This is a genomic window from Arthrobacter sp. NPDC057013 (assembly GCF_042674585.1).
Taxonomy (GTDB): domain Bacteria; phylum Actinomycetota; class Actinomycetes; order Actinomycetales; family Micrococcaceae; genus Arthrobacter.
This window is the reverse complement of record NZ_JBHUSE010000012.1, coordinates 53999-76434: the sequence shown is the minus strand read 5'-3', so window position 1 is coordinate 76434 and position 22436 is coordinate 53999. Positions and strand designations below refer to the sequence as shown.

Genomic DNA, 22436 nt, shown 5'->3' with positions numbered 1-22436 from the left:
TGCCGACGGCGGGCAGAAGGGGAATTCAGCCCGGCGCCGGCGGGACTTTGACGTCAGTTATTGGGGCACTCCTGCGTGGTGGTTCGGTTTGACCAGTTCGTTGGTGAGGCGGGTGATAGCGTCCTCGGCGGTGGGTGGGGGCCCGAACAGCTGCTCCTGTCGGCGGGTGTTCGCGACGTATCGGCCGGTGTCGAACCAGCCGAACATCGCTGTCATGTCCGCCACGATAGGCCAGAAGCGCCCGGCAACGGCGCCTATGAAACGGGTGAGCGCGGAAGGAACTGCGCGCACCCTGATCGGCTTTCCACCGCTGACTGCGATGAGATTTGCCACCTCTAGCACGCTGACCGGCCGGTCCCAGCCGATGTCGACGCGCTCGCCGTCTTCGGTATCGGCGTCGACGGCGGCGGCCAAGTATGCCGCGAGGTCGGAGGTATGGACGAAGGTCAGCGGGACGGACGCCTTGCCCGGCCACATCATTCGACCCTTTTCGATGGGATTGCCGCCCATGCTTGCGACCTGGTCGATGAATGCCCCTGGACGCAGGGCGATGAACGGGACCCCGAGCTGTTCGAGCTTGTCCTCTGCCACTTTTTTGTGCCAGAAGTGGGGGACCTTGGGTGTCTGGTCGCTGGTGAGGATGCTGGTCAGGACGAACCGCCGGATTCCGGTCAGGTGGGCTGCCTCGGCGAGGTTGGCGTTGCCGACTGTATCGATGTCCTGGGCGTTCTTGCCGCCGCGGGTGTATCCGGCGGCGGTAGTGATGACGGCGTCCGCTCCCTGCATGGCGGCGACGAGCGAGCCGAGGTCGAGCATGTCGCCGCGGGCGATCTCGACCCCCTTGTTTTCGAGCCGGCTGGCGTCGGTAGTGGAACGTACCAGCGCGCGAACGCTCTTGCCGCGTATGAGCAGTTCGTCGACGACCTTGCCTCCGAGGGAGCCGGTGGCCCCGACGACGAGGACCGGGAGGGTTGAAGGGGTGGTGGTCATGAGGTCTCACTTTCTATCCGGTCCGTTTTGGTCCGGGCGTTGATGGCATAAACGATGGCGTCAGCGGCGTCTATTACGGACTCCGCCTGCTGTGGTGACAGGTTCCGGGTCGTGATCTCTTCCAGGTTCCGCCACATGGAATCGATCGGCTCACGCATGGCCCGGCCCTTCTCGGTGAGATGGACGACCATGACGCGCCGGTCGTGGTCGGCCGGCTGGCGGATCAGAAGGCCGGCATCCTGCATGCGGCGCAGGGTTTTGGAGACGGTGGAGTGGTCGAGTCCGACGCTGGCGAGCAGTTCGGACTGGGTCTGGCCGTCGCGGTCGAAGAGGTGCATGAGCACCAGTTCCTGTCCGGGGTGGAGATCCAACTGTCGGAGCAGGCCGGCAGCGTAGCCCCGGTGGGCGCGGGCAAGTTGAAAGATCGCGTAGCTCACCCGGCCCTGGTCGAAGGTAGTGGGGGTGTGCAGGTTTGGAGTCGGCATTTTTGTGTCCATTCAGCCACTGTGTGTCGGGTAGTCGGTGTAGCCTACAGCGCCACCTCCATAGAAAGTCGCCGGATCAGGGGTGTTCAACGGTGCATCCGAACGCAGCCGCGACCAGGTCCGGGTTGGCAAGCGTGAGGGCACCGACGGAGATAAGTTCGGCTTTGCCGTTTTCGATGTCCTTGGCTCGGGTGGACAGGTCAGCGCCGGAGCGGTTGAGGATCAGCGTGGACGGCCATAGCTCGCCAAGCGCGCCCAACAATGCATCGTCGCCGGCGTGCAGGACGTGAAGATACGCCAGGCCCAGCGGACTGAGGGTGCGCAGGAGCGCCGGATACAGCTCGGCTGTGTCGGACTCGGCGATGTCGTTGTAGGGGTTGCCGGGGGAGATACGCAGGCCGGTTCGCTCGGGGCCGATCTCGTTTGCCACGGCAGTGGCGACCTCCACAGCGAAGCGGATGCGGTTGTCGATGGAGCCGCCGTAGCGGTCCGTGCGCTGGTTGCTGTTGTCCGACAGGAATTGGTGCACCAGATAGCCGTTCGCTGCGTGGATCTCCACGCCGTCAGCCCCCGCCGCGATGGAAGCCGCCGCGGCGCGGCGGAAGTCGTCCACACTCGCCCCGGCCTCGTCGGTGGACAGTGAGCGCGGGGCGGGCATCTCTTGCGGCCCGGAGGCCGTGAACATGACGCCGGCCGGGCGGATCGCCGACGGCGCGACAGGCTGGCGTCCGTGCGGGGTGTTCTCGGGGTGGGCGATGCGCCCGGTATGCATCAGCTGGATGAAGATCCGGCCGTTGGCTGCGTGTACGGCGTCGCTGACCTGCCGCCAGCCGGCGATCTGCTCATCATTGTGAATCCCTGGAGTAAGCAGGTAGCCCTGTCCGTCGGGGGAAGGCTGGGTGCCCTCCGTGATGATGAGCGCGTTCGAGGCCCGCTGGGCGTAGTATTCGTCGTTGAGCTCCGTCGGCACCCCTCGGGGGTGGAGCGGTCGCCGGTCATGGGGGCCATGACGAGGCGGTGGGGGAGCAAGGTGCCGCCGACGGTGGTCGGGGTCCATAGGGTGTTCAGCATGTGTATTCCTTCGGTGCGGTGATGGTCAAGTGGTGGAAAGCCACGGTGTGGTCAGGCGACGGTGAGCACAAGCTTGCCCCTGATGTGCCCGGCATCGCTGACCTGCTGGGCCGTGGCGGCCTGAGCCAGGGGATAGGCCCGGACTGTCGTGACGATTTTTCCGACGGCGGCGTCCTGCGCCAGCGCAGCCAGGTGGTCGGCCGAGCGCTCCTTGGGACTGGTGGCAAAAGTGATCCCGAGCTGATGAGCGCGGAAGTCGGCGAGAGTGACGATCCGGTCGGTGCCGCCGCGCAGGGCGATGGAGTCCTCGAGCGCTCCCTTCCCTGCAACATCGAGCACCGTGTCTACGCCATTGGGGGCAAGGGTCCGCACCCGCTCGACCAGCCCATCGCCGTACACGGTCGCCTCGGCGCCGAGGGAGGCGACATAGTCCTGATTGGCGGGGCCGGCAGTGCCGATGACGTGCGCACCCCGGGCAACTGCAAGTTGGACCACGATGGTCCCGACGGCTCCTGCGGCACCATGGACGAGCAAGGTCTCCCCGGGGGCGACACTGAGCAGGTTCAAGACCCGCTCGGCTGTTTCGCCCGCCACAGGGAGCGCGACCGCGTGTTCCCAGTCAAGGTCGGCGGGCTTGGGGGCCACGGTAGTGGCCAGGGCGTACTGGGCGTAGGCGCCGGTATCTGACCACCCAACGACCTCGTCTCCCACGCTCACATCCGTCACGCCGACGCCCACTGCATCCACCGCGCCGGAGACCTCGTAGCCTGGAATGACGGGCAGCGGTGTCGGGAAAGCGTCTTGCAGCGCGCCGGAGCGGATCTTTCCGTCCAGTGCGTTCACTCCGGCCGCCCTGACCCGGACACGCACTTGCCCTGGACCAGGCTGTGGGACCTCGACGTCCGCCTCGTGCAGAACATCGGTTCCGCCGAACTGATCAAATTGGATGGCTTTCATGATCTCTTCTCTTCCTGTCGAAACGAAGTATGTGGCTAGCCACATACAATACGCGAATATGTGGCTAGCCACAAGTATTCATGATGACCAGCCCCGTATCGACAAGGTGTTCCACTTCGGGTGCTTCCGATACTTGGCCGATGGCCGCCCCGTTCTGCTCTTTGGTGGCAACGCCACTGCCGCCGCGGCCCGTGGCCCACTGGGTTGGGCAATGGCGGCGAGCGGTCCGGAGATGACCTGGGGGCGCGGCTTAGCTTCTCGGTCAACCGCGCATAGCTCATCGCCTTGCGCCGTGACGCGTTGGCCCGCACCTTCGTCTCGTCCAACGCGACCCGGCCCAACGAGACCATGCCCGCGGCCCGGCACAGTTCCAGGGCCTGAAGGAACACATTCCCCAACGCCGACAGATGGCGCTGGCGGAACCTGCAGATGGACCGGAAATCCGGGCCTGCTGCGCGGCGAGCCAACAGAACGCCACCACGTCCACGCACGCCAGTCCCAGCTCCCGCGAGGAACGCACCCCGACGCAGTGCCAAACAACGGCGACGCCAGACCAACTGCCGCGATTATCGGGGTGACGAGCGCCGCAGCCGTTCAAACTTGCTGCTAGTCGCCCAGGTCTTCATCACTGGTCTCTGATGGACGCGAGGAAGCTGACCAGATACCAGGAGTGGCGGATTGCAGAAACCTCACAATCGAAAGTGCATACATTGTGGCTAGCTGATTGAGCCGCCGAATATGTCCTGCACCTCGATTGCCAACGACATCTTCATCAGGTCTGCGATACGTGAGGCCTTGAGGTCAAGAACGTTCTCCGCCAGTTGGACGTTCTGTTCGAATATGCTCTTTTCAAGCCGACATACAGCGGCTGCCGCTTCAACGTCCAGGTCGTGGTGAATGAGCGCTGAGATCGTTGGCAGCAGGAGCGTATGGTGCGAGACATCGTGTGCACGCAAGGGTTTGAGGACCTGGTCCGCGTATTGGCTAAGAGCGGATATATTTGCGTTTTGTAGCAGCAGCTTAAGAAGTCCCTGATCGATCAGCAAGAGTGTCCGGGACGGTGAGCCGCGAAAGCCTGCCAATCGCAAGGCTCCTCGTGCCGTTGCAAAGGCCTCTGCACTCTCGGTAACGTCTGCCAAGGGTCCGACGATGGCTGCATAGCGGACGGCAGACGTCTCGTCATCGGCGGCTTGTCGGAGCCTCTCTACGACGTTCCTCAAATCAGCAGTCTTTTTTTCCTGAAGGGGCCATAGGCCGGCGATATATCCGTTGTGAATGCCGAGGATGGGCATGGGGGACAGGTGAGCTGCAATTTCGGTGAATGCTGCTGAAAGCCAGTAGGGGAACTGTTCCTGCTCCCTGTCGGGTGCGATGTCAACGCAGAGCAGCGCTTGTGGGCATGTCAGATCGTGTCCTGAATCGGCGGCCCGGGTAAGGAGTCCGGATCGGCTTCGACCCTTTCCCGTCAATATTTCGGCGAGAAGCTGGCCGGACGTCTGCCAGGCGTATTCAGGTACTGCACGGGTACGGAAAAGTTCCAGGGCCAGGGGCGAAACCGCGCGTTCGAGAGTTTGGCGCTCCAAGGGTCGCAGCTCGGAAATTGGCCCGCTTGTCCATAGCCAGGCGACGGTTTCTCCTCTGATCATGACGGGCGCACAAACGACCTGCAACGTGCCCTCGGGTACAGGCAGGCGAACGCCGTTTAGCAGCCCGGACCTCCCGCCGGGTGCCGACGGAGTGGGAGCGGCCGCGGTAAGGATGGAAGTGGGAAGCGCAGTGCCGGAACGTCTGGAGCTGTAAAGCACAATTCCGTTCGTCTCGCACACTGCCACGGGACGGTTCAGGATTTCAGTGAGGGCTTCTCCTATCTCGTGCATGCCTCCGCCGTTCAGGATGAGGGCGGTTAGTCGTTCCTGAGCGGATTCAGCTTGCTTTTGCAGCTCATACTGCTCTTCGAGATTATTAAGGCTGGCGATCCTTTGCGCCTCAACGGAGCGCAGGCGACTGGTCGTCACGGCAACGGCTGCCTGGTCTGCCACCATAATGAGGAGAGACTCTTCCTCCTTGGTGAAGTGGCGCAGTGAACGTGAATAGCAGTTCAGGGTACCCAGAACTGCGTCAGCGGAATTCAGCGGCACGGAAATCATAGAAGTGAGCCCGGCTTCCTTCGCCGCGGCCTGATACGGTGCAAGCGTCGGATCGCTCCCGATGTCAGAAACCTGAACGGGAATGCCTAAGGTGAATGCTTGGGCTGTTGGCGTGGGCTCATGGACACCATCCAGACGAATCGGGTGAGAGTCGTTCACATAACGGATGTAGTCCGGTGATAGTCCGAAAGATCCTTCGATGACCAGAACGTGGGAAGAGTCGTCAGGAATTGTGACGGCGCAAAAATCGCAGGACATGAGCTGGCATGTTGAGCGTGCTATCTGATCCAACAACTCCCGCAGAGACGTACCGCGGTTGACGGCTGCACCAATATCGGCCAAGGCCTGCAACCATCCCTGCAGGTATTCGGCCAGACGATCTGGTCGTACTCTCACCCTTTGATTTTGGCACTGATTCCATAGACCGGCGAGATCACCGACTACGTCTACGATGCCCAGCTCCAGAAGCTCGTCGAACGCAAATGAGCTGAGATCGCGATGTACTAGGTCCTGCGGCTCATATCGGTATACGTAGAGATGTCAGTATCGCGTGACACGCTGAGAGAAAGACAGAACGAGAGATTCGAGCTTCCAGCCGACCTTCCATGCCTTGTCGAGGGGCTTGATCCGTCGTGTCCAGGATGGCGCTGGTTGTCCGAGGCGGTGTGCGGTGTAGTTGGTGATTCCGGCGAGGGCCGCTGACCAGGAGGGATGCGTTGGCGTAATCGGCGAGCATTTTGATGGCGAACTCAAAATCCGTTCGGTGATGAGGCGGGTGAAAGTTGCCGCGTAATCCTGCCGTGCCGGGTCGTGGTCGCTTCCGTGAGGGATGGGATCTGTGGCGGCCAGGGACAGGCCGAGGGCGGCCGTGACGGCCAGGGTTTTGGCGAGTTCGGCGTGGTCGTGGCCATCTTCCAGATCGATGAGGAACTTCCGTGACAAGGGGGCCATGTCGCCAAGGGTTTGCAGGACAGCCCCTTGGCTGTGCGGCGGGCGCGGATAATGGCGCCCGCTGCTGCGGGCGAGTCGAGCTGGTTTCAAACGTCATGCATCCTCCTGTGCTGTATCCCGTATGTCACCGAATGGTGACACGAACATCATGGCTGGGAGGCTTCGTGTTCGCTTGGGGGCGGTCATGTCCTGTGCCGCCCAACGCCCATGAGCTAAGTAGGAATCGCCGGCGGATGGAAGGGGACGCGTTATGTCTCTGAACCCCCTCGATTGGTGGCCGAATGTCGTGGCTCGGCCGAGTCGGCACTGGTGGCTCGTCGTGGTCGTTCGGTGGTCGCTCCCGTGCGCCGTGTGCCCCAAGGCGAAGAAAAAGGGGGTGTGCACAATGTGCACACCCCGGGCTTCGGATTCGGTTGTACCGGCGGTGGACTGGGCCGGATTACGGATGTTTTCGGGAGAGGGCGGGTTTTCGGGGTCTGGCACCCGGTTCGAGTCCCATCTCGGGCACGTGTTTTCCCTGTTCAGAGGCTTTTTAACCTCTGAATGTGGACATATTGTGTTGTGAAGGGCCCCTGCGGGGGCTTTTTTCGTTGGTGGCCAGCTGCCTCCTTGCCTTCCTAGATCGACGGTTCGTCGTTCATTACTTGTTCATGGACGTCCTTGGCCTGTGCAACATGACCTGAGGAAAGGTCCGGCTGGATTCCTTTTCCGCGTCGTTGGTCCTTCATTGGGTTCCTCCTTGCGGTTGTGGTGTTCTTTCTGCTTCTTCATCGTTACCTCCGGCATCTACTGCATGACGCTGTGCATTTTGAAGGGGTTTTCCGTCGTGAGGCGTGGGGGCGCTTTTTGTTCTGCATGCCTGTTCATTGCCTTCGCGTTGGTTCACCTACATGACGATCGGGGTTTAGGGCGGGCCGTCCCGAACCGGGTGGTGGCTGCCTCACGGTTGTTCATGTCACTTCATTGCCCACGCTTTGCCTGGCAGTATGACCGAAGTGGACGAGAGCTCATGTGTCTGCACAGGGCGCTGTTCCCGTATTTTCGGGGATCGATCTGGTCGTCCGCGGGTGTGGGATTATAGCAAAGGCCGGCATGGCGAAGAACCAAGCGGATCCTGGTCCCTCCGGGCCGGAATCCACCTGATGACCTTTCATTACGAGTGAAGGGTTCCCGGGCATCCCTCCACGTCCCCGCCCATGCCTCGAGGTCCGGAATGTAGCGGATTTCCCCCGGACAAGCATTCCCGCGCACCCCCGCCAATCACTTTCCAAAGTGTGCCCACATGCGGTGGAGTCGCAAAGCGACACTCGTCGCGGCGGTGGCCGCATAGAGATAAATATGAAGACAAATAACGAGACCGAGCAAAAAGTCTGGCTCACCCGGAAAGAGGCCGCTGCCCACATGAGGCTGAGCTCCGCGACGCTCGCCAACTGGGCAAGCCTGGACTGCGGCCCCGCGTACGTGCGTATCGGGCAGGGACGCGTCCTCTACCGCCTGACAGACGTGGATACCTGGATGGACAACCAGGTAAAGAGGGTATGCACTCGCCTTCGGCGGGGGCAATACGGTGACGGGTCACCACGGACTGGAAAGTGCGTAAACATGGCGAAGAAATCCCGCCGCTCCCGCCGTATCAGCGACTCATCTACGGCGATCGTCGCCGCAATGACGCCGCTCGTGTACGTCTTGACCTATGCGATCATTCAGCAGCTGAAGTAGGGCGTCAGCGGGAGACGAAATTTCCGTGCCACTCGCCAGCGGAGGGGCGCCGAACCTTCGCGGCCGGTATCCAGGCATGGAAAAGCTGGGCGTCGTCGTCGGTCCAACCGACGGCGACCTCCTCCTTCCTCCAGTGCTCGGCGTATCCGTGGATCTCGACTGCAGAGCCGTCCGCCAAGGCCAGCTCGGCGATCACTTCCGGCTCCTCGCCGTAACTGAAGCGCTGGACGTCCTTCCCAGAGAGATCCGGCTGGACGGCCTCGAAGGTGTGCTCGACGCCGTCCAAGCGGAAGACGGAGAGGTTAGAAGCCATGCGAGCCAGCATCCAGAGGGGCCGCGGGCTGCTATGGCATGATGCTCGAATGACTACAGCAGCCACAGAAGAACTCAAAGCCGCCGCCGCTCGCTACACCGAGGCTCTCCACACTTGGGAAAAAGTTCACCTTGCATGGTCCAAGGGTGAAGCCACGATCGAAGAGGACCGGGCCGCGGACGAAGCTCGCCGGGCCGCACTGGCCGAGGTCCAGCGGATCGAAGCCACGATCTTGCGCCTCGGTGAGGACTAGGGCTAAGTGCCAACGCAAAGACCCCCACCCCTCAAGAGCCGCAGGGATTTGCCTCAAGATTCGATCAAAAATAGGCCGGGCTGCGCTTCGAGTGGTGGCCCCCTCCGCCGCGGCTGGGGGGGGGGTAGCTGGCGACGGAGGGGACGATCAGGGAACGCCGGAGCCGTAGGCGGGTCGTTGCTGTCGGTGGCGACCGGATGCTGTCAGTGGAGGCGGTGGCCTCCGGCGTTAACTGTCACTTTGCTCCCAGAGGCTCAAGGCACCCGCGGTGAGTGCGCAATGCTCGATCAAGATTTTCCGCTGACATTGGGTGTCGGGGTGTCACCGGTCAGCCTCCTGGGCGCCTGTAGCATGACCGTGACGGAGGACTGTGACGGGGACAGGAGTTTGATGACGCCCAACCATCAGCAGTTGCGCGGCCTATTGATTGCTGTGGACCCTGGGTTCGTTGCCGGCCGCTTCGCAACCGAGTTCACCCGTCAGCCGGGACTGGTCGGCGAGACCGGCTCGTTCACTTATTTCGGCAACGGTTTCTGGGATGTTCGCTTCGAGGGCGCCGGCCGGGAGCTCTCAGCGCCGTGGGGCATGCGCATTGAGCTGGAAAGCGGCCTGGTCGAGGAAGCCCCGCGGAGGCGTACACCGCCCCGCCGCCCGCCATCGGTCCATGGTGTTGCCGCGCCACTCGACCTTCCTGGGCCGCGAACACGATGACTGGCAAATGGATGCCACGAAGCCGGTCGTAGAGCGGGCCGGTGAGCTGGCCCAGAACGGCGCCCTCGCGTGCCCGACCACGGGCGAAATGCTCAACCCGGACGGCTTCATCAAGCAGCAGTTCCAGGGCGGCCAGATCATCTGGAGCGCAAAGACCGGTGCAGTCGTTCAGGCGGGCATTCCGCATGCCAGCAGCTGACTGATCTCGGACTTTGACCAGAGGTGACCGTGCTCCATCCGTGGGCACCTCTGGTTCTGCTCCGGCGGCCTGTCCTAACCTCACCGCTCCCGTTGGCGGTATTCGTGATGCAGAGCCAGCAAGCCGGCGGCCAGGGCCGCCACACCACCTTTTGACCACACGATCGCATGTGCCGGAGCGGTCAGCACGGTCCAGGTGCGCGGCGGACTGGGGCAAACCGCCGCACCGGCGGCACCAGTCCGCCATCCGGGGTTGCGCGCGTACGCGCTACTCGGCGATGTCTTCAGCCCAGAGTTCAGGGTGTTCGTCCTGGAACGAGCGCATCATCTCGACGCACCGGGCATCGTTCAACACGACCACTTCGACGCCGCGGGAGCGGAGAAGATCGAATTCGCCGGGGAACGTCTCCGCCTCGCCCACCACCACACGCGGAATTTTGAACTGGATGATGGTCCCGGTGCACATCGGGCAGGGCGCCAACGTGGTGTAAAGGGTGGTGTCGCGGTAGGTCTTCTGGCGTCCGGCAGCCCGCAATGCGGACATCTCACCGTGGGCGATGGGGTCGCCGTCCAGCTCTTTCATCTTGCGGGCCGCCGCTTCCAGCGTCTCGTTCTCACCGACGCATTCGACGCCGCCGGTCATGATTTCACGTGCTGTCGTCATGGCGCCTCCTCAAACTAGACTGGCTCGTTCTGGACCGAGCCCGTGCCGCTGTCCTCCATCGGCTCGGGCACGCCTTAACGCTAGGAATGCCGAGCTTTGGTGTCCAGAGGCCGTCAACCGCTGCGCACATAGGATGATCGGGTGACCGATGAACCCCGAACCCGCCGTTTCCTGACCATCTCTCAGGCGGTTGAAGAGCTGAACGTGACGCCGAGCCAGATCCGGGCCCTGCTCAGCACCGGGGAGCTTCGCGGAATCCAAGTCGGCGGCCGGGGACTGTGGCGCATCGGGGTTAACGACCTCGAAGACTACATCGCCGAGGCCTACCGTCGAACGGCCGAGCGCATCGCCGCCGGCGAACTCAAGGACGGCGGGGAGTCCGACTCAGAACACGCGTGACGCACCTCAACCGGTTACACATCTGCGCTGTCCAGCGGCGACCTTCGCGCCGGAAGTTCCAACAGGCTGCGGTGACTTTGTACACACCGGCCACCGGCGCCTTCGCCGCAGTGCTAAAGCCCTGTTTTGGAGGCGGTGGCACCGGCTTCCTGGCGGTATTGGCAATCATCAGTGCTGAAAACGTTCTGCTGCGACACTCCCTCGGGCTATTCCACCGCACCCTTAGGCGCCGGCTGTGGCGAAGCAAATTGATTACGAGCGCACGGCTCTTGTCGAGCAGTGCCGGGGTCGGGTGATCAGCGGCACATCCCACGCGGACGCCCGCAAACTGGTACCAGACGCCGGCGTTCATCCGATGCCGGATGCCAGCGGGAGGATTATTCGTGACCGATAATAAGAACAACCAGGCACTGGATAGACGTGCCCTGCTCTCAGGAGGCGCGGCCGCGGCCACTGCCGGCTTAGCCGCCATGCTGACTGGATGCACCCCCTCAAATCCCAGGCCTGCAGCCTCGACGGCGCTCCCGGCTGCGGAAGTATCCGCTCCGCTGAAGGTGCCCCATGTTGTCTTGCTGGGCATCAACGGCGGACCCGGATGGTATCCGAAAGTCCAGCCGGCGGGCATCTCCACAGCTGTTGTCGTCGGCGATGCATCATATGTCGTGGATCTGGGTGACAGGGCCCCAGACCAGTACATGCTTGCTAACCCCAACGGCAATAAGGAATACGAGGAGTTCTCAACCCTCCGTGCAGTCTTCCTTACGCATCTGCATTCGGACCACACCATCGAATATTTCAAATTGTTCAACTATGGCTGGTGGAACGGGCTCAACCTCGTGGAGAAACCGGTCAAGGTTATGGGCCCGGGTCGGCGCAAAACCCTGACCACGGTCCGCGGCGAAAAGAAGGCACCGGCCCCGGCGAGCCCGAAGAACCCGATGCCGGGCACGGTGGATATGACTGACGCACTGTTCGACGCCTACGCCACAGACATCAATGACCGGGTGCGGGACAACGGCTTTATCAATCTTCGCGATCTGCTCGACGTCGAGGACATCAAGATCCCTGGGTACAGCGAAAAGTTGGAAACGATGCGGACCATGCCGGACATGGAGCCCTTCCAGATCTACGAAGACGACAGGGTCAGGGTCAGCGCGATTCTGGTGAATCATTTCCCGGTGTTCCCAGCGTTCGCTTTCCGCTTCGATACGGACGGCGGCTCCGTAGTGATCTCTGGCGACACCGGGCCTTCGCAGAACATCGTGACCCTGGCAAAGAATGCCGACATGCTTTTGCATGAGGTGATCGATGACGCCTGGGTGGATTCGGTCTACAAGGACCAGCCGGGCGTGCGTGAACACCTGTTCTCGGCACATACATCGGCCTCAAAACTGGGTGCCATCGCTGAGCAAGCGGGAGTCAAGCAACTGGTACTGAACCATCTGGTCCCGTCCGAACCACCGCTGTCCCGGTTCGATCAGGCCCGAAAAGGTTTCTCCGGCAAATTCCACGTTGGGAAGGACTTGGAACGGCTCCCCATCCGGCTCTAGGGGCAGTCAGGGGACGCGTCCCCGCAACAGCTCAACTGTGGCCGTGGCTTGAATCATCTTGCGTCGTGATGCAATCGGCAGCCTTAGCTCGCATCAATCGTGAATCCTGTGCCTGAGCGGTAGATGAGGTTCCAGTGATGGTCTGATGCCGTCCATGCGTTGCCCCGCTGAGGAGCTTCACCAGCCCAGGCGATGGCCTGTTTCAGCCACCTGTCGCGCAGCGCCTGACCTACCGGCAGCCGCAGGGACGACGGGACGGCCTGGACAAACATCATGAGCGGGTCCCGGCGCATGCCTTGTGAGTGGAAATACCTGGCCCTGGCGTCGGATGGCCAGTGGACGCGCAGGACGTAGAGCTCGTCTGCACGCAGCGTTCCCGCGCTGAAGGACAGGCTGCCCAGAGTCACACCTCCGGAGACCAGAAGCCTGGCGAGTTCGTCACGGCCGACGGGGTAGGCCCACCCCTGGGGCAGCCTGTCCTTGTCGTACCATTCCCACGGATCCACCCCTGCCATTCCTGCATCCTAAACATTCGCGAAGCTGTCAGCTGCCGACAGGTCGTCAACCGTGTCAGGATGTGCCCATGGGGCACAGCAAACAGTCGCGGAGCAAGATTCGGTTCAGGCTAGAGCAGTCCAAAGCGCAACAGCATCCGGTGAGCGTTACCCGGACCGTTGTGCGCGGCGTCGAACGGCATGGGGTGGTGCAGGAAATCGGTGAAGAGTGGGTGCTGATGGCTGCCGTCCGCGACGGCGGCTACCTCAACGGGTACATGGCCCTGAGACTGGACCTGATCCGCCGCGTCCGGGCGGCGCACGGCCTGGAGGATTTCCTCCGACGGCGGCCGGACTGGCCGCCCGCACCGCTGGCATCAGGAATCAGTACAGGTGCACAGGGCATCCTTGAGCGCGGCACTGAAAACAGCCAGGTCCTGTCGGTGTTCCTCGAAGAGAAATGGGAAGGCATATTCTTCGTTGGTGTCCCGGTGAAGTTCTCCAAGAAGACGGTGGACATGGTGACGATCGGCAAAAACGCCCGCTGGGAGGAGGGGACCTTCAAGGTTCGGTACAAGGACCTGAGCCAGATCAGCTTCGGCGGTGACTATGAGAAAGCGCTGTGGGCAGCTGTCGGTGGGCCGGCTTCCGTCCCCGTCTAGCAAACCCATGTCCAGGAGTTTGATGACACGCGGACTGGCGTCCGCAACGTGTCAGACTCCAGGAGCACTATGGTCGTATGACGGCTCCAAGAGTGGAAGCGGCGATCAACGACCTGATGGATCGCGCCTGGAATGTTGTCTACCACCTGCTCGCGGAGCGGGGCCTGCTCGGTGACGGGCTGGATGTCGAGGAGTACACCGGGATCCATTCATGGGTGGACGGCCTCACCCGCTACACCGTCGTCCACTCCCGAACAGTGGCGGTGCTGTTCGCCGACACCCGCCCGGTGGACGCGATCCCGTTCCATCATGACCTGCTTGGGGCAGACAATCCGAAGAGCTTCTTCACTTTTCCTGAATAGAGGCTACAAGCCCGATTGGCGCCGGCCTACTGGGCAGGGTCCACCTTAGGCAGCTCACCGCTCCCGCCCCTAGTATTGGCCCATGAGGAAGTGGGACAGTGAACACCCCGTTTTAGTGATTGCGATGGCTCTCGCCCTCTGTTGGGGCACGGGCTTCGCCATCAGCCTTGTCATCGGGGGCCGGCTGGATGATGCTCTCTTCAACGCCAATGGGTTCGATCAGCACCGCTCTGATCTGGTATTTCACCGTGAAGCGCCTGAAACAGAGCTCCGACAGGCTAATGAGGCAGGGGCAACACCTGGTCTACCTCCGGTATCCGGAGGCCCGGCCGGGGTCTCTCAGCGGCATCTGGAATATGGGCGTGGCCACGCTGTCCCCGGGACGCGTTGATTTTCAGCCGGCCGTCTATGACACACTCGAACCCTCAGGCAGGCCCTCGGTCTTGGAAGGGCTCGAAGCAGCCTCTGTGCCACGCCGGCTCAACCGACAGGACACCAGGTACGTGACGCCGCGGACTTTCATGGTCATGACATACCAAACTAGCGGCGGGACCATCGAAATTGCCGCCAGCCCGGACTCGCTCCAGCAAATCCGCGAGACAGTACTGCAGCCACCCGTCGCCTGACCGATGCCGATTGTTCACGTGGCCGACAGCCACCACTGGTAGTGTCCGGCCATGGATGAACTGCTGACGGACCCCACCCCAATTCCTGCCGCAACCTCGAACGCCTACGCCGGCCGGGAAGGCTTCGACGAGGACTTCCTAGGGCAGCACGTGCCCATGCCAGACCTGCGCCGGGCGAAAACCGTCCTGCTGCCCTACACGCACTTCTCGGTGCTCATGCGCCCCGACAAGCGGCTCGCCGCCGTCACGGGGCTCGGCATGGACGGCGAGAAACTCATGGACCTGGACAGGGCCGGAATCCAATGGCGGCTGGATCCCCGGCTGCCGGCCGACCAGCAGACGGGGGAGCGGGTGTACGCCCGGAACGACATCGACCGCGGCCACCTGGTCCGCCGTGCCTCCGCCATCTGGGGTGACACCGTCGCCGAGGCCGAGCTGGCAAACGAGGACACCTTCCACTACACCAACGCCGCCCCGCAGGCGGCCAAGTTCAACCAGGGCATGGAGCTGTGGCTGGGTCTCGAGTCCTACCTGCAGGAGCACGCGGCCCAGTACCGCAGCCGCGTCGTGGTGTTCACCGGTCCGATCTTCAGCGGTGTCGATCCGGTGTACCGGGGCGTGGACATCCCGCTGCGCTTCTTCAAAGTTGCCGCCTTCGTCAACCAAGACGAGCTGGCCGCCGTCGGCTACGTCGTGGACCAAACCCCGCAACTGGCCCAGCTGCCCGACGTGCCACGGCCCGGGGCTATGGAAGACGCGCCGCCGCTGGGCCCGTTCCGCACCTTTCAAGCACCCATCCGGGACATTGCCGAGCTCACCGGCCTGGACCTGGACCAGCTGATCGCTGTGGACCGGATGCCAATCGCCGCGACCCTCGGCACCGCCAAGATCGGATCTACCTGGCGAAAGCTCGGCGACGTCGAAGACCTCGACCTGGACTTCGACCTGGAGGAGTAGTCCTACGTGGTGATGTCATGCCGCCAGCCCCGGGCTGCTTGGGTACCTTTGCGCCCGCGCATGCCAACCAAGTGTCCAGCGTCGGTCTCGACACTTGGTTCGCGGCGCGACCGCTATTGCCGGCTTGCCGTTGCAGACAGTTCTGAAGCTGACGAAACAGGGTCGATGTGCGCTGTGAGCACCATTTTGTATGCGGAACCCAAGCTGACCAACTTTATGGTCGAGTCCGTCGTGATTTCACCGCCAGGCGAAGTCACCTGAGTACGTGAGGTGTTGGTGACGGTTGCCCCGACAGCCATACCGTGAACGACGAATTTGGCGAGACAGACGGGCAGGCCGATCAAGGTGCGACGGTGTAGCTGACGCTCCAGCTTCCGGTTTGGGTTTTTTCGATAGTGCAGTTGAAGTTCACGTGCGCCTTAGCGCCTGCGTAGTCTTCCGCGAATCCTGAAATTGACCACTGGGTCAGTCCGGTTTTCGTGGTTAGAACGTTTCGCGTGTAGGTGAATGTCGCCCCTGCCCGGAGGGAGTAGCTTGGCGAACCCTTCACCGATTTCGTGCAGGCCTCTTCGGGGTTCCCGGCCGTCGCATTGAAATTGATTCTGGGCGTCGCTGAAGGTGAATTGGCGGCGGTGACCGCCTTCGGGGTGCCGCGGTTGCTGCTGTCGGCGTCTGACGCCATGAAGTACCCGGCGATGACAAGCCCGACGACACCAGTGAGGACGACAATGCTTCCAAGCGCTGGTTCGAGGGAAGACTTTGCGGAGTGCTGCATGACGTGCTGTAAGTTGTCGGGTTGGGGCGCGGGTGCCTGACGCCGGGTGTGCTGTCGTTGTGTCTGCCGTGGTGCTCCTGAAGCTGGTGCCGCGCTTGCCGTCGGCGGCGTCGTGCGCAGCGGAGTTGGCCGAATGAGCTTCTTCAGTGCGGTGTACCGCCGTAACGACCTGTAGGACCGGATGCCGCACCACAGCGCCGGGCCCCAGGCTATGAGATAGTGGCCGCCATATGTCATAGCTGCGCTTACTGAAGTAACGGCGATGAAAATTGCGGTGAGGCATACCGTGCCGTTGATCCAGGCCGAATTTCGCGCTTTGCTGATGAGCCGCGGGATGTCAGGTGGCGATTCTTGAGGCGTAGGCATTGAATTCGAGGCGGGAGAGTGACGGCTCTGGCTTCGGTCGGCTCCTGCCGTCGGCGTGCTCGAAGGCGTTGTAGCGCGACCTGCCGGTTGGGGGCCGGAGGCGTCGAGAACTTCCTGTATACGCGCGCGTGCCATTGCGGGGAACCCATCCCTGCTCTTCCGCAGGAAGCTCAGAAGACTATACGCGGCGGCACGCTCAGTTGAGCCTGAAGGAAACCGATTGGTCCAGACCTCGGCATCATGGATGAGCGTAGAGTACACGCGGGTTTGCGCTTCTCTCAGCGCCGCCTCAACCTGTGGTTGATAACGAAGGTAGGCCACAGCAGGCAGGATTGCGGATTCAATAGCCAGCTCACACAGCCGCCAAGCTACTGAGTCCGCAGCTTGTCGGGCCGCCGCCTGGACGGCGTCAGCACGGATTTCACTTGGCGGGCCAAGATGAACGTCTTTGCTCAGATCGAGCGGCGACATCCTCAAATTAGCCGGCACTCGAAACGTCCACCACGCTGGCGCGCGCGGCCAGGAAGGAGGGGGAGTCCATCCTGGTCCGGGTTCCCAGCCGCGGGGCATTGCTGGCCAACCGGGCGGCGGGTTGAAGACCAGCATTGCTTCCCCCTGGAATGCAGCCGAATTTTATTCTGGCATTCTCGCATGACCGACATCAGCGGGTCCCCACGTTACGGGAATTTCAGATGCCCGTCCAAGGGAAAGTCGGAGTAGGACCGGCGGAGTCTCCACTATAGGCGCGGGCGCCAGCTCCACGGCGAACAGTGCGCTGGGAGTTCTGTTGCCGCGGCAGGTCATGCCAAGTTTCGTGGAAGGAACTGGTTCCGAGAATGCCTGCGGCGGTGCGCCTCCTGCGGTCGGGCGGCCTCGAAGTAGAGGTAGTCCCCGGCCGCCTCGCGGAATCCGAACTCCATCCAGTACCGGTGCAGCTTTTCCGTGACCGCCACATGCTGCGGCGAACCTTCCATCGGGGCTGGTCATTGAATGGACGAAGGACGCAGTGAACTGGGCCAAGACGGGAGACCAGGCGGTCAGCATGACCGTGGTCGAGATCGCCGACCCGTCCAGTGTCCCGTTCCCTGGCTTCGACTCCCTCCTGGTCAGCTACGACGAGCTCCAGGCGGTCATTGCTGACGACCGCTACGGGCAATGGCGGACGGCCCTCAGCTCCGTTCACGGCATCTACCTCATCGCCGACACGCTGACGGGCAAGCTGTACGTGGGGAAGGCTGACGGCGCCGAACGCTTTCTGGGCCGCTGGGGCGAGTACGCCAGGAACGGTCACGGGGGCAACGTCGCACTCCGGGAGCTGGCTGCCGCCGATGCGCGGCACCGGCAACACTTCCAGTTCAGCATCCTGCAGGTCTTCTCGCCGAGCGCGCCGGCCGCCCAGGTCGATGCAGCCGAAACCCACTTCAAGCGGGCTCTCCTCACGCGGCAGTTCGGCATGAACCTGAACTGACATGACCTCGACCTGTAGAGCGTTCAGGCGTGCTTCCTGCCGGGCAGGCCGCAAGCGTCGCTCCGATCCTCAAGGTCATCGGCGGTGCCCTTCGCAGCGCGCTGACACCTACTGTCGTTCATTCCGACGATCTTCAGGAAGGATTTAGGCAGGATTAGTGTCAAAACTGACGAACGCGAAGATGAATCGGGAGTTGGCCAGATGCCTCGGCCGAAGTAGATCGTCAAGTTGTTCCTTGGTCAGAAGTTGTTCATCCAGGACGGGTCCGTCACGGCTAGTCCATTCCGCCGACCGCGGATGTCAGAGTAGCGCGGGCTGGCCGGACTCTTGGGCGGTGGCTTATTTCCCAGCCGTTCCTGGAGCCGCCTCCGTGGGGTTGAGCCAAGCTGAAAAGCCTTCGGCTTTGTGAAACAGCGTGCGGAGTTCGATTCCTTCTTGCCGCAGCCACAACATGTCTCCCGTTGCGGTTACGTCTTCAACCTCACCAAGGCGAACGAGCCTGCCCAGCTTTCGAATGGCTATGTGTTGGCCAGGCAAATCAGCCCAATCTTCGACTTTTTCACCCTTCATTTTGATCTCCGATGTTCCATTTCTGGGGGTGAACCGGAGCGCCTGCCGGTTTGGTCGGTCAGACGCTCCGGGTTCTCTTTCTAAATTCGCTAGTGAGCTATTCCTGGCGCTCGTTCTGGCGTTCTAGACGGTGCTGTCCACGGTCCCGCTTACAGTCGTCAGTTCCGCTTCTCCGAAGACGTAGTCCAGTGCGTATCGAATGTCTTCGATGAGATCACGGGGATCCTCAAGGCCTACAGACAGGCGGAGGTGCCCGTACCGCTGGAACTCTTCCGGGTACCCTCCTGCCCCACCGCGTGCACCGGGCCCTGAGTGTGCGATGAGGGATTCGTCGTGTCCCAGGGAGACTGCGGAGGTGATCACCCGGAGGTGGTTTACGAACCTGTTCTGCGCGTCTGAGTCGCCGTCCACAGCGAAGGCGAGCATGCCGCCGAAGCCAAAGTCACCGAACTGCCGGCGGGCGAGCTCGTGCTCTGGGTGGGATTCAAGACCGGGGTAGGACACGTAGGCGATGCGCGGGTCGTTGGCCAGGAATTCGGCGACCTTCGCTGCGTTGGAATAGTGCTGTCGGAGGCGCAGCGGCAGGGTGACCGACCCGCGCACAATGAGCCAGGCATTGAAGGGGGAAATGACGCCGCCGACGTCAACGATGGCCTCACCCCGGATCCGTCCGATCAACTCGTGGCTGGACACCACGACACCGCCCATGGCGTCGCCGTGGCCGTTGATGTACTTGGTGAGGGAGTGGGTGACCACGTCCGCGCCGTGCTCCAAGGGCCGGTATGCCGGTGGCGGGGTGTAAGTGGAGTCCACTGACAAGAGGGCGCCTGCGGCATGGGCGATGTCGGCCAGGGCGCGGATGTCCGCAACCTTCGTGGTTGGGTTGGCGATCGTTTCCACATGTACGAGCTTGGTCGTGGGGCGTATTGCCGCCCGCACCGCGTCGAGGTCGGATACGTCGACGAAGGTGGCTTCGATCCCGTACTTCTCAGGCAAGAGTTCGTCGAAAAGCCGGTAGACGGCTTCGTAAATGACGTTGGAAACGACTACGTGGTCGCCGGTCTTGAGAATGGTGAAGAACAACCCGTGAAGGGCTGCGACTCCAGTGGCCAGGACGGCTGCTGCCTCTCCTCCTTCGGCCGCGGCTAGCTTTTCTTCAAGAGCTTCCTGATTCGCTCCATGATGGCGTGTGTAGACCAGGGGTCCGCTTGTATCAGACCAGTTCATAGAGGAAGGGTCCTCGGGCAAAAGGTACGAATTTGCCATGACGAGGGGCTTGCGGATAGCCCCGGTCCCTTCGTCGACCTTGTTGCCGCCGTGAACGGCCCAGGTCGAGGTCCCCACTGTGTTTGGATGATGCTTATCCGGTGCGTGCATGCGTTTTGTTCCTTTCTGATGGGCCCTGAGCGACTAGTGAAAGGGGGCGTCGCGAGGGCTGTTACAAGTCCACCGTGTTGTCCCTTCTTCAACCAGTGGCAGGAATGCCGACATACGAAAGATGCACGCCAAGCTTCTATTGATGCCCCCGGGGTTAGTCCCCGGACGCAGAAAAGCCGGCATCTTCCCCTTTCAAAGGAGGAAGATGCCGGCCGTGTTGCCTCTTGGTGGGGCCGCTTTTCCGCGGCTGGACCAGCCACAGAGGCACACGTGGGCCGCAGGGTCAGGAATGCGGGAGGGTCCTTTCTTGCTACGGGCCCAGCTGCTGATTTTTTCGCTGTAAGGGCCTACCAGCCGCGTTCGGCGAGCCGGTGGGGTGCGGGGAGGTCCGAGGTGTTTATGCCCACCATGGCCTCTCCCAGACTTCGTGATACCGCGGCGAGGGCTTTGGGGTCGTCGTGGAAGGTTGCGGCTTTGACGATGGCCGCGGCGCGTTCTGCCGGATTGCCGGACTTGAAGATTCCGGATCCGACGAAGACGCCTTCTGCACCAAGTTGCATCATCATCGCGGCGTCTGCCGGTGTCGCGACACCGCCGGCGACAAAGAGCACAACAGGGAGTTGGCCTGTGCTGGCGACTTCTGCGACGAGGTCGTAGGGGGCTGCCAGTTCCTTTGCTGCAACGTACAGTTCGTCTTTTGACATGGATCGGAGTGCGTTGATCTCGGCCTTGATCTTGCGGATGTGCTTGGTGGCTTCTGAAACGTCACCGGTGCCTGCTTCACCCTTGGAGCGGATCATTGCCGCTCCTTCGTTGATGCGGCGGAGGGCTTCCCCCAGATTTGTGGCTCCGCATACGAAAGGGACGGTGAATTTGGACTTATCGATGTGGTGAACGTAGTCGGCTGGCGAGAGGACCTCGGACTCATCGATGTAGTCCACGCCCAGTTCCTCAAGTATTTGTGCTTCCACGAAATGGCCGATGCGCGCTTTGGCCATTACCGGTATGGAGACTGCACCGATAATCTGGTCGATGAGGTCGGGGTCACTCATCCGGGCTACGCCGCCTTGAGCACGGATGTCAGCGGGGACGCGTTCGAGCGCCATTACGGCGACTGCGCCGGCGTCTTCTGCGATCCTCGCCTGGCCTGCGGTGACGACATCCATAATGACACCGCCTCTAAGCATTTCGGCCAGACCACGTTTGACGCGACCGGATCCGATTTCTTCGTTGCTGCTCATGCGTTCTCTCTCTGTAGTTAGGATGCTGCGGAGTAGGTATGCCGGAATGTTCCGCGATATGCGGCCGGTGAGGTGTGAAGTTGTTTGGCGAAGGCTTGCCTCATACTCGTAGCCGTGCCGAAACCGCTTTGGGCTGCGACCTGTTCGATAGACATTTCCGAGCTTTCCAGCAGGTGTTGGGCCCTGCGAACACGTTCAGCGAGAAGCCACCTGCTTGGCGTGAGTCCATATTCACTTTCGAAACGCCGAAGGAGGGTTCTCCTGCTCATGCTCGCTTGATGGGCCAGGTCGGCGAGGGTGATGCGTTCTCGAAGATTGGCGCGCGCCCATTCGAGGGTCGGTCCCAGCCGGGAACCGGTGGGCTCGGGAACCGGTACCGGAACGAACTGAGCCTGATCAGCTGATCTGTGCGGTGGAACGACTAATCGGCGAGCCAATTCGTTCACCACGGAGGCGCCTAAATCGCGACGGACGAGTTCCAGGCAGAGGTCAATAGCGGCGGCCGTGCCGGCGGAAGTGAAAATATTGCCCTCCGCCGTGTACAACACCGCGGCGTCGACATCCACCAGCGGATAACGCCGTGCAAGCTTCTCGGCATACATCCAATGGGTGGTCGCCCGACGGCCGTTGAGCAGTCCTGCTTCCGCCAGGGCGAATGCCCCTGAGCACAGCCCTACGATTCTTGCTCCCCTCGCGTTGCCCTCCTGGAGAGCCGCCACCAATTCGGAGGAGGGCGGTGTATCGACATCAGCGAAGGCCGGAACGATAATTGTTCCCGCCTTGGTCAGGTCTTGCAGGGTTCCTGCCCCTGCCGCAGCAAAGCCCGAGGCCACCGTCGTATTCTCGGCGGTCGCGCAGAGACTGACCTCGTACGCCGGTGAGATAAGGTCTGGCCGCTTCGCCCCAAAGATTTCGCAGGGTACGGCGACTTCGAACAGCGGCGCGTCGGGCATGAGCACGACCCCCACTGTCCGATTGGCTGGATTCTTTTGCATATGAGCAATCGTGACACCGACATTTCATCCCGAACATGACCTCGCGTGCCACTTTCCGATCATTCTGAGCCAACCTCATCCAAGTGGCGCGTTTTTTGCGTTTATAGGCCATTCAGCCAATTGCCGGCGGCCGCG

25 protein-coding genes and 2 pseudogenes are annotated in these 22436 nt (G+C 62.1%); 11 read left to right on the top strand and 16 right to left on the bottom strand.

Going from position 1 to position 22436, the window contains the following annotated elements; all coding sequences use genetic code 11:
- Positions 1–57: 57 nt before the first annotated feature.
- From ACFTSA_RS15835 to ACFTSA_RS15805, 7 genes and pseudogenes are all read right to left on the bottom strand, one after another.
- On the bottom strand, positions 58–990 hold the full coding sequence (locus tag ACFTSA_RS15835; RefSeq protein WP_377952474.1) for an SDR family oxidoreductase: 933 nt from the start codon (positions 988–990) through the stop codon (positions 58–60).
- Positions 987–1475, bottom strand: a complete 489-nt coding sequence (locus tag ACFTSA_RS15830) for a MarR family winged helix-turn-helix transcriptional regulator (RefSeq protein ID WP_377952472.1) — start codon at positions 1473–1475, stop codon at positions 987–989. Before ACFTSA_RS15830 ends, ACFTSA_RS15835 begins: the two co-directional genes overlap by 4 nt.
- A 76-nt stretch (positions 1476–1551) precedes the next feature.
- Complete coding sequence (locus tag ACFTSA_RS15825) at positions 1552–2445, bottom strand: alkene reductase (protein ID WP_377952470.1); 894 nt, start codon at positions 2443–2445, stop codon at positions 1552–1554.
- A gap of 152 nt (positions 2446–2597) precedes the next feature.
- Complete coding sequence (locus ACFTSA_RS15820) at positions 2598–3503, bottom strand: NADP-dependent oxidoreductase (protein ID WP_377952467.1); 906 nt, start codon at positions 3501–3503, stop codon at positions 2598–2600.
- A gap of 248 nt (positions 3504–3751) precedes the next feature.
- A pseudogene (locus tag ACFTSA_RS15815) lies at positions 3752–4032 on the bottom strand (transposase); the annotation flags it as partial.
- Between the two features lie 187 nt (positions 4033–4219).
- Positions 4220–6046, bottom strand: a complete 1827-nt coding sequence (locus ACFTSA_RS15810; protein WP_377952466.1) for a GAF domain-containing protein — start codon at positions 6044–6046, stop codon at positions 4220–4222.
- A 144-nt stretch (positions 6047–6190) separates the two neighbouring features.
- On the bottom strand, positions 6191–6601 hold the full coding sequence (locus ACFTSA_RS15805) for a hypothetical protein (RefSeq protein WP_377952464.1): 411 nt from the start codon (positions 6599–6601) through the stop codon (positions 6191–6193).
- A 1338-nt stretch (positions 6602–7939) separates the two neighbouring features.
- Between ACFTSA_RS15805 and ACFTSA_RS15800 the strand changes: the two genes are divergently transcribed.
- Positions 7940–8320 carry a helix-turn-helix transcriptional regulator gene (locus tag ACFTSA_RS15800; protein WP_377952463.1) on the top strand — a complete coding sequence of 127 codons (381 nt, stop codon included), beginning with the start codon at positions 7940–7942 and terminating at the stop codon, positions 8318–8320.
- Between the two features lie 4 nt (positions 8321–8324).
- Here ACFTSA_RS15800 and ACFTSA_RS15795 read toward each other — a convergent pair whose 3' ends face one another.
- Positions 8325–8633 carry a hypothetical protein gene (locus ACFTSA_RS15795; RefSeq protein WP_377952462.1) on the bottom strand — a complete coding sequence of 103 codons (309 nt, stop codon included), beginning with the start codon at positions 8631–8633 and terminating at the stop codon, positions 8325–8327.
- A 49-nt stretch (positions 8634–8682) separates the two neighbouring features.
- Between ACFTSA_RS15795 and ACFTSA_RS15790 the strand changes: the two genes are divergently transcribed.
- The 3 genes from ACFTSA_RS15790 to ACFTSA_RS15780 all read left to right on the top strand — a co-directional run bounded on the left by ACFTSA_RS15790 (position 8683) and on the right by ACFTSA_RS15780 (position 9796).
- Positions 8683–8886, top strand: coding sequence for a hypothetical protein (locus ACFTSA_RS15790; protein ID WP_377952461.1), 204 nt, complete (start codon positions 8683–8685; stop codon positions 8884–8886).
- A 390-nt stretch (positions 8887–9276) separates the two neighbouring features.
- On the top strand, positions 9277–9597 hold the full coding sequence (locus ACFTSA_RS15785; RefSeq protein ID WP_377952460.1) for a hypothetical protein: 321 nt from the start codon (positions 9277–9279) through the stop codon (positions 9595–9597).
- A gap of 7 nt (positions 9598–9604) precedes the next feature.
- On the top strand, positions 9605–9796 hold the full coding sequence (locus ACFTSA_RS15780) for an LGFP repeat-containing protein (protein ID WP_377952458.1): 192 nt from the start codon (positions 9605–9607) through the stop codon (positions 9794–9796).
- Positions 9797–10063: 267 nt separating this feature from the next.
- On the opposite strand, the pseudogene ACFTSA_RS15775 reads toward ACFTSA_RS15780, so the two are convergent.
- Positions 10064–10468, bottom strand: a pseudogene (locus ACFTSA_RS15775) (deaminase); the annotation flags it as partial.
- Positions 10469–10600: 132 nt separating this feature from the next.
- Here ACFTSA_RS15775 and ACFTSA_RS15770 point away from each other — a divergent pair.
- Together ACFTSA_RS15770 and ACFTSA_RS15765 are read left to right on the top strand one after the other, a co-directional pair.
- Complete coding sequence (locus ACFTSA_RS15770) at positions 10601–10858, top strand: helix-turn-helix domain-containing protein (RefSeq protein WP_377922869.1); 258 nt, start codon at positions 10601–10603, stop codon at positions 10856–10858.
- A gap of 383 nt (positions 10859–11241) precedes the next feature.
- On the top strand, positions 11242–12408 hold the full coding sequence (locus ACFTSA_RS15765; RefSeq protein WP_377952457.1) for an MBL fold metallo-hydrolase: 1167 nt from the start codon (positions 11242–11244) through the stop codon (positions 12406–12408).
- A gap of 83 nt (positions 12409–12491) precedes the next feature.
- Here ACFTSA_RS15765 and ACFTSA_RS15760 read toward each other — a convergent pair whose 3' ends face one another.
- Positions 12492–12923 (bottom strand): hypothetical protein, encoded by a 432-nt coding sequence (locus ACFTSA_RS15760; protein WP_377922868.1) that lies wholly within the window; start codon positions 12921–12923, stop codon positions 12492–12494.
- A 140-nt stretch (positions 12924–13063) separates the two neighbouring features.
- On the opposite strand from ACFTSA_RS15760, the gene ACFTSA_RS15755 reads away from it, so the two are divergent.
- Both ACFTSA_RS15755 and ACFTSA_RS15750 read left to right on the top strand, forming a co-directional pair.
- Complete coding sequence (locus ACFTSA_RS15755) at positions 13064–13564, top strand: hypothetical protein (protein ID WP_377952456.1); 501 nt, start codon at positions 13064–13066, stop codon at positions 13562–13564.
- A 77-nt stretch (positions 13565–13641) separates the two neighbouring features.
- Positions 13642–13926, top strand: a complete 285-nt coding sequence (locus ACFTSA_RS15750) for a hypothetical protein (RefSeq protein WP_377952454.1) — start codon at positions 13642–13644, stop codon at positions 13924–13926.
- A 112-nt stretch (positions 13927–14038) separates the two neighbouring features.
- Here the strand turns inward: ACFTSA_RS15750 and ACFTSA_RS15745 are convergent, their stop codons facing one another.
- Positions 14039–14173, bottom strand: coding sequence for a hypothetical protein (locus tag ACFTSA_RS15745; RefSeq protein ID WP_377952453.1), 135 nt, complete (start codon positions 14171–14173; stop codon positions 14039–14041).
- A 34-nt stretch (positions 14174–14207) separates the two neighbouring features.
- Here ACFTSA_RS15745 and ACFTSA_RS15740 point away from each other — a divergent pair, with 34 nt between their 5' ends.
- Positions 14208–14552: a hypothetical protein gene (locus tag ACFTSA_RS15740; protein WP_377952452.1), complete on the top strand. Its 345-nt coding sequence runs from the start codon at positions 14208–14210 to the stop codon at positions 14550–14552.
- Between the two features lie 51 nt (positions 14553–14603).
- Positions 14604–15509: a DNA/RNA non-specific endonuclease gene (locus ACFTSA_RS15735; RefSeq protein ID WP_377952451.1), complete on the top strand. Its 906-nt coding sequence runs from the start codon at positions 14604–14606 to the stop codon at positions 15507–15509.
- A 340-nt stretch (positions 15510–15849) separates the two neighbouring features.
- On the opposite strand, the gene ACFTSA_RS15730 is transcribed toward ACFTSA_RS15735, so the two are convergent.
- On the bottom strand, positions 15850–16284 hold the full coding sequence (locus tag ACFTSA_RS15730; RefSeq protein WP_377952450.1) for a hypothetical protein: 435 nt from the start codon (positions 16282–16284) through the stop codon (positions 15850–15852).
- A gap of 1372 nt (positions 16285–17656) precedes the next feature.
- Between ACFTSA_RS15730 and ACFTSA_RS15725 the strand changes: the two genes are divergently transcribed.
- On the top strand, positions 17657–18118 hold the full coding sequence (locus tag ACFTSA_RS15725; protein WP_377922852.1) for a GIY-YIG nuclease family protein: 462 nt from the start codon (positions 17657–17659) through the stop codon (positions 18116–18118).
- Between the two features lie 339 nt (positions 18119–18457).
- Here the strand turns inward: ACFTSA_RS15725 and ACFTSA_RS15720 are convergent, their stop codons facing one another.
- The 4 genes from ACFTSA_RS15720 to ACFTSA_RS15705 all read right to left on the bottom strand — a co-directional run bounded on the left by ACFTSA_RS15720 (position 18458) and on the right by ACFTSA_RS15705 (position 22259).
- Complete coding sequence (locus ACFTSA_RS15720; RefSeq protein ID WP_377952448.1) at positions 18458–18688, bottom strand: hypothetical protein; 231 nt, start codon at positions 18686–18688, stop codon at positions 18458–18460.
- A 123-nt stretch (positions 18689–18811) separates the two neighbouring features.
- A complete protein-coding gene (locus ACFTSA_RS15715; protein ID WP_377952447.1) occupies positions 18812–20065 on the bottom strand; it encodes a trans-sulfuration enzyme family protein in 1254 nt (417 codons plus the stop codon).
- Between the two features lie 347 nt (positions 20066–20412).
- On the bottom strand, positions 20413–21306 hold the full coding sequence (gene pdxS, locus ACFTSA_RS15710; RefSeq protein ID WP_377952445.1) for a pyridoxal 5'-phosphate synthase lyase subunit PdxS: 894 nt from the start codon (positions 21304–21306) through the stop codon (positions 20413–20415).
- Between the two features lie 17 nt (positions 21307–21323).
- Entirely contained in the window at positions 21324–22259 is a 936-nt protein-coding gene (locus ACFTSA_RS15705) for a helix-turn-helix domain-containing protein (protein ID WP_377952526.1), read from the bottom strand.
- Positions 22260–22436 lie beyond the last annotated feature (177 nt).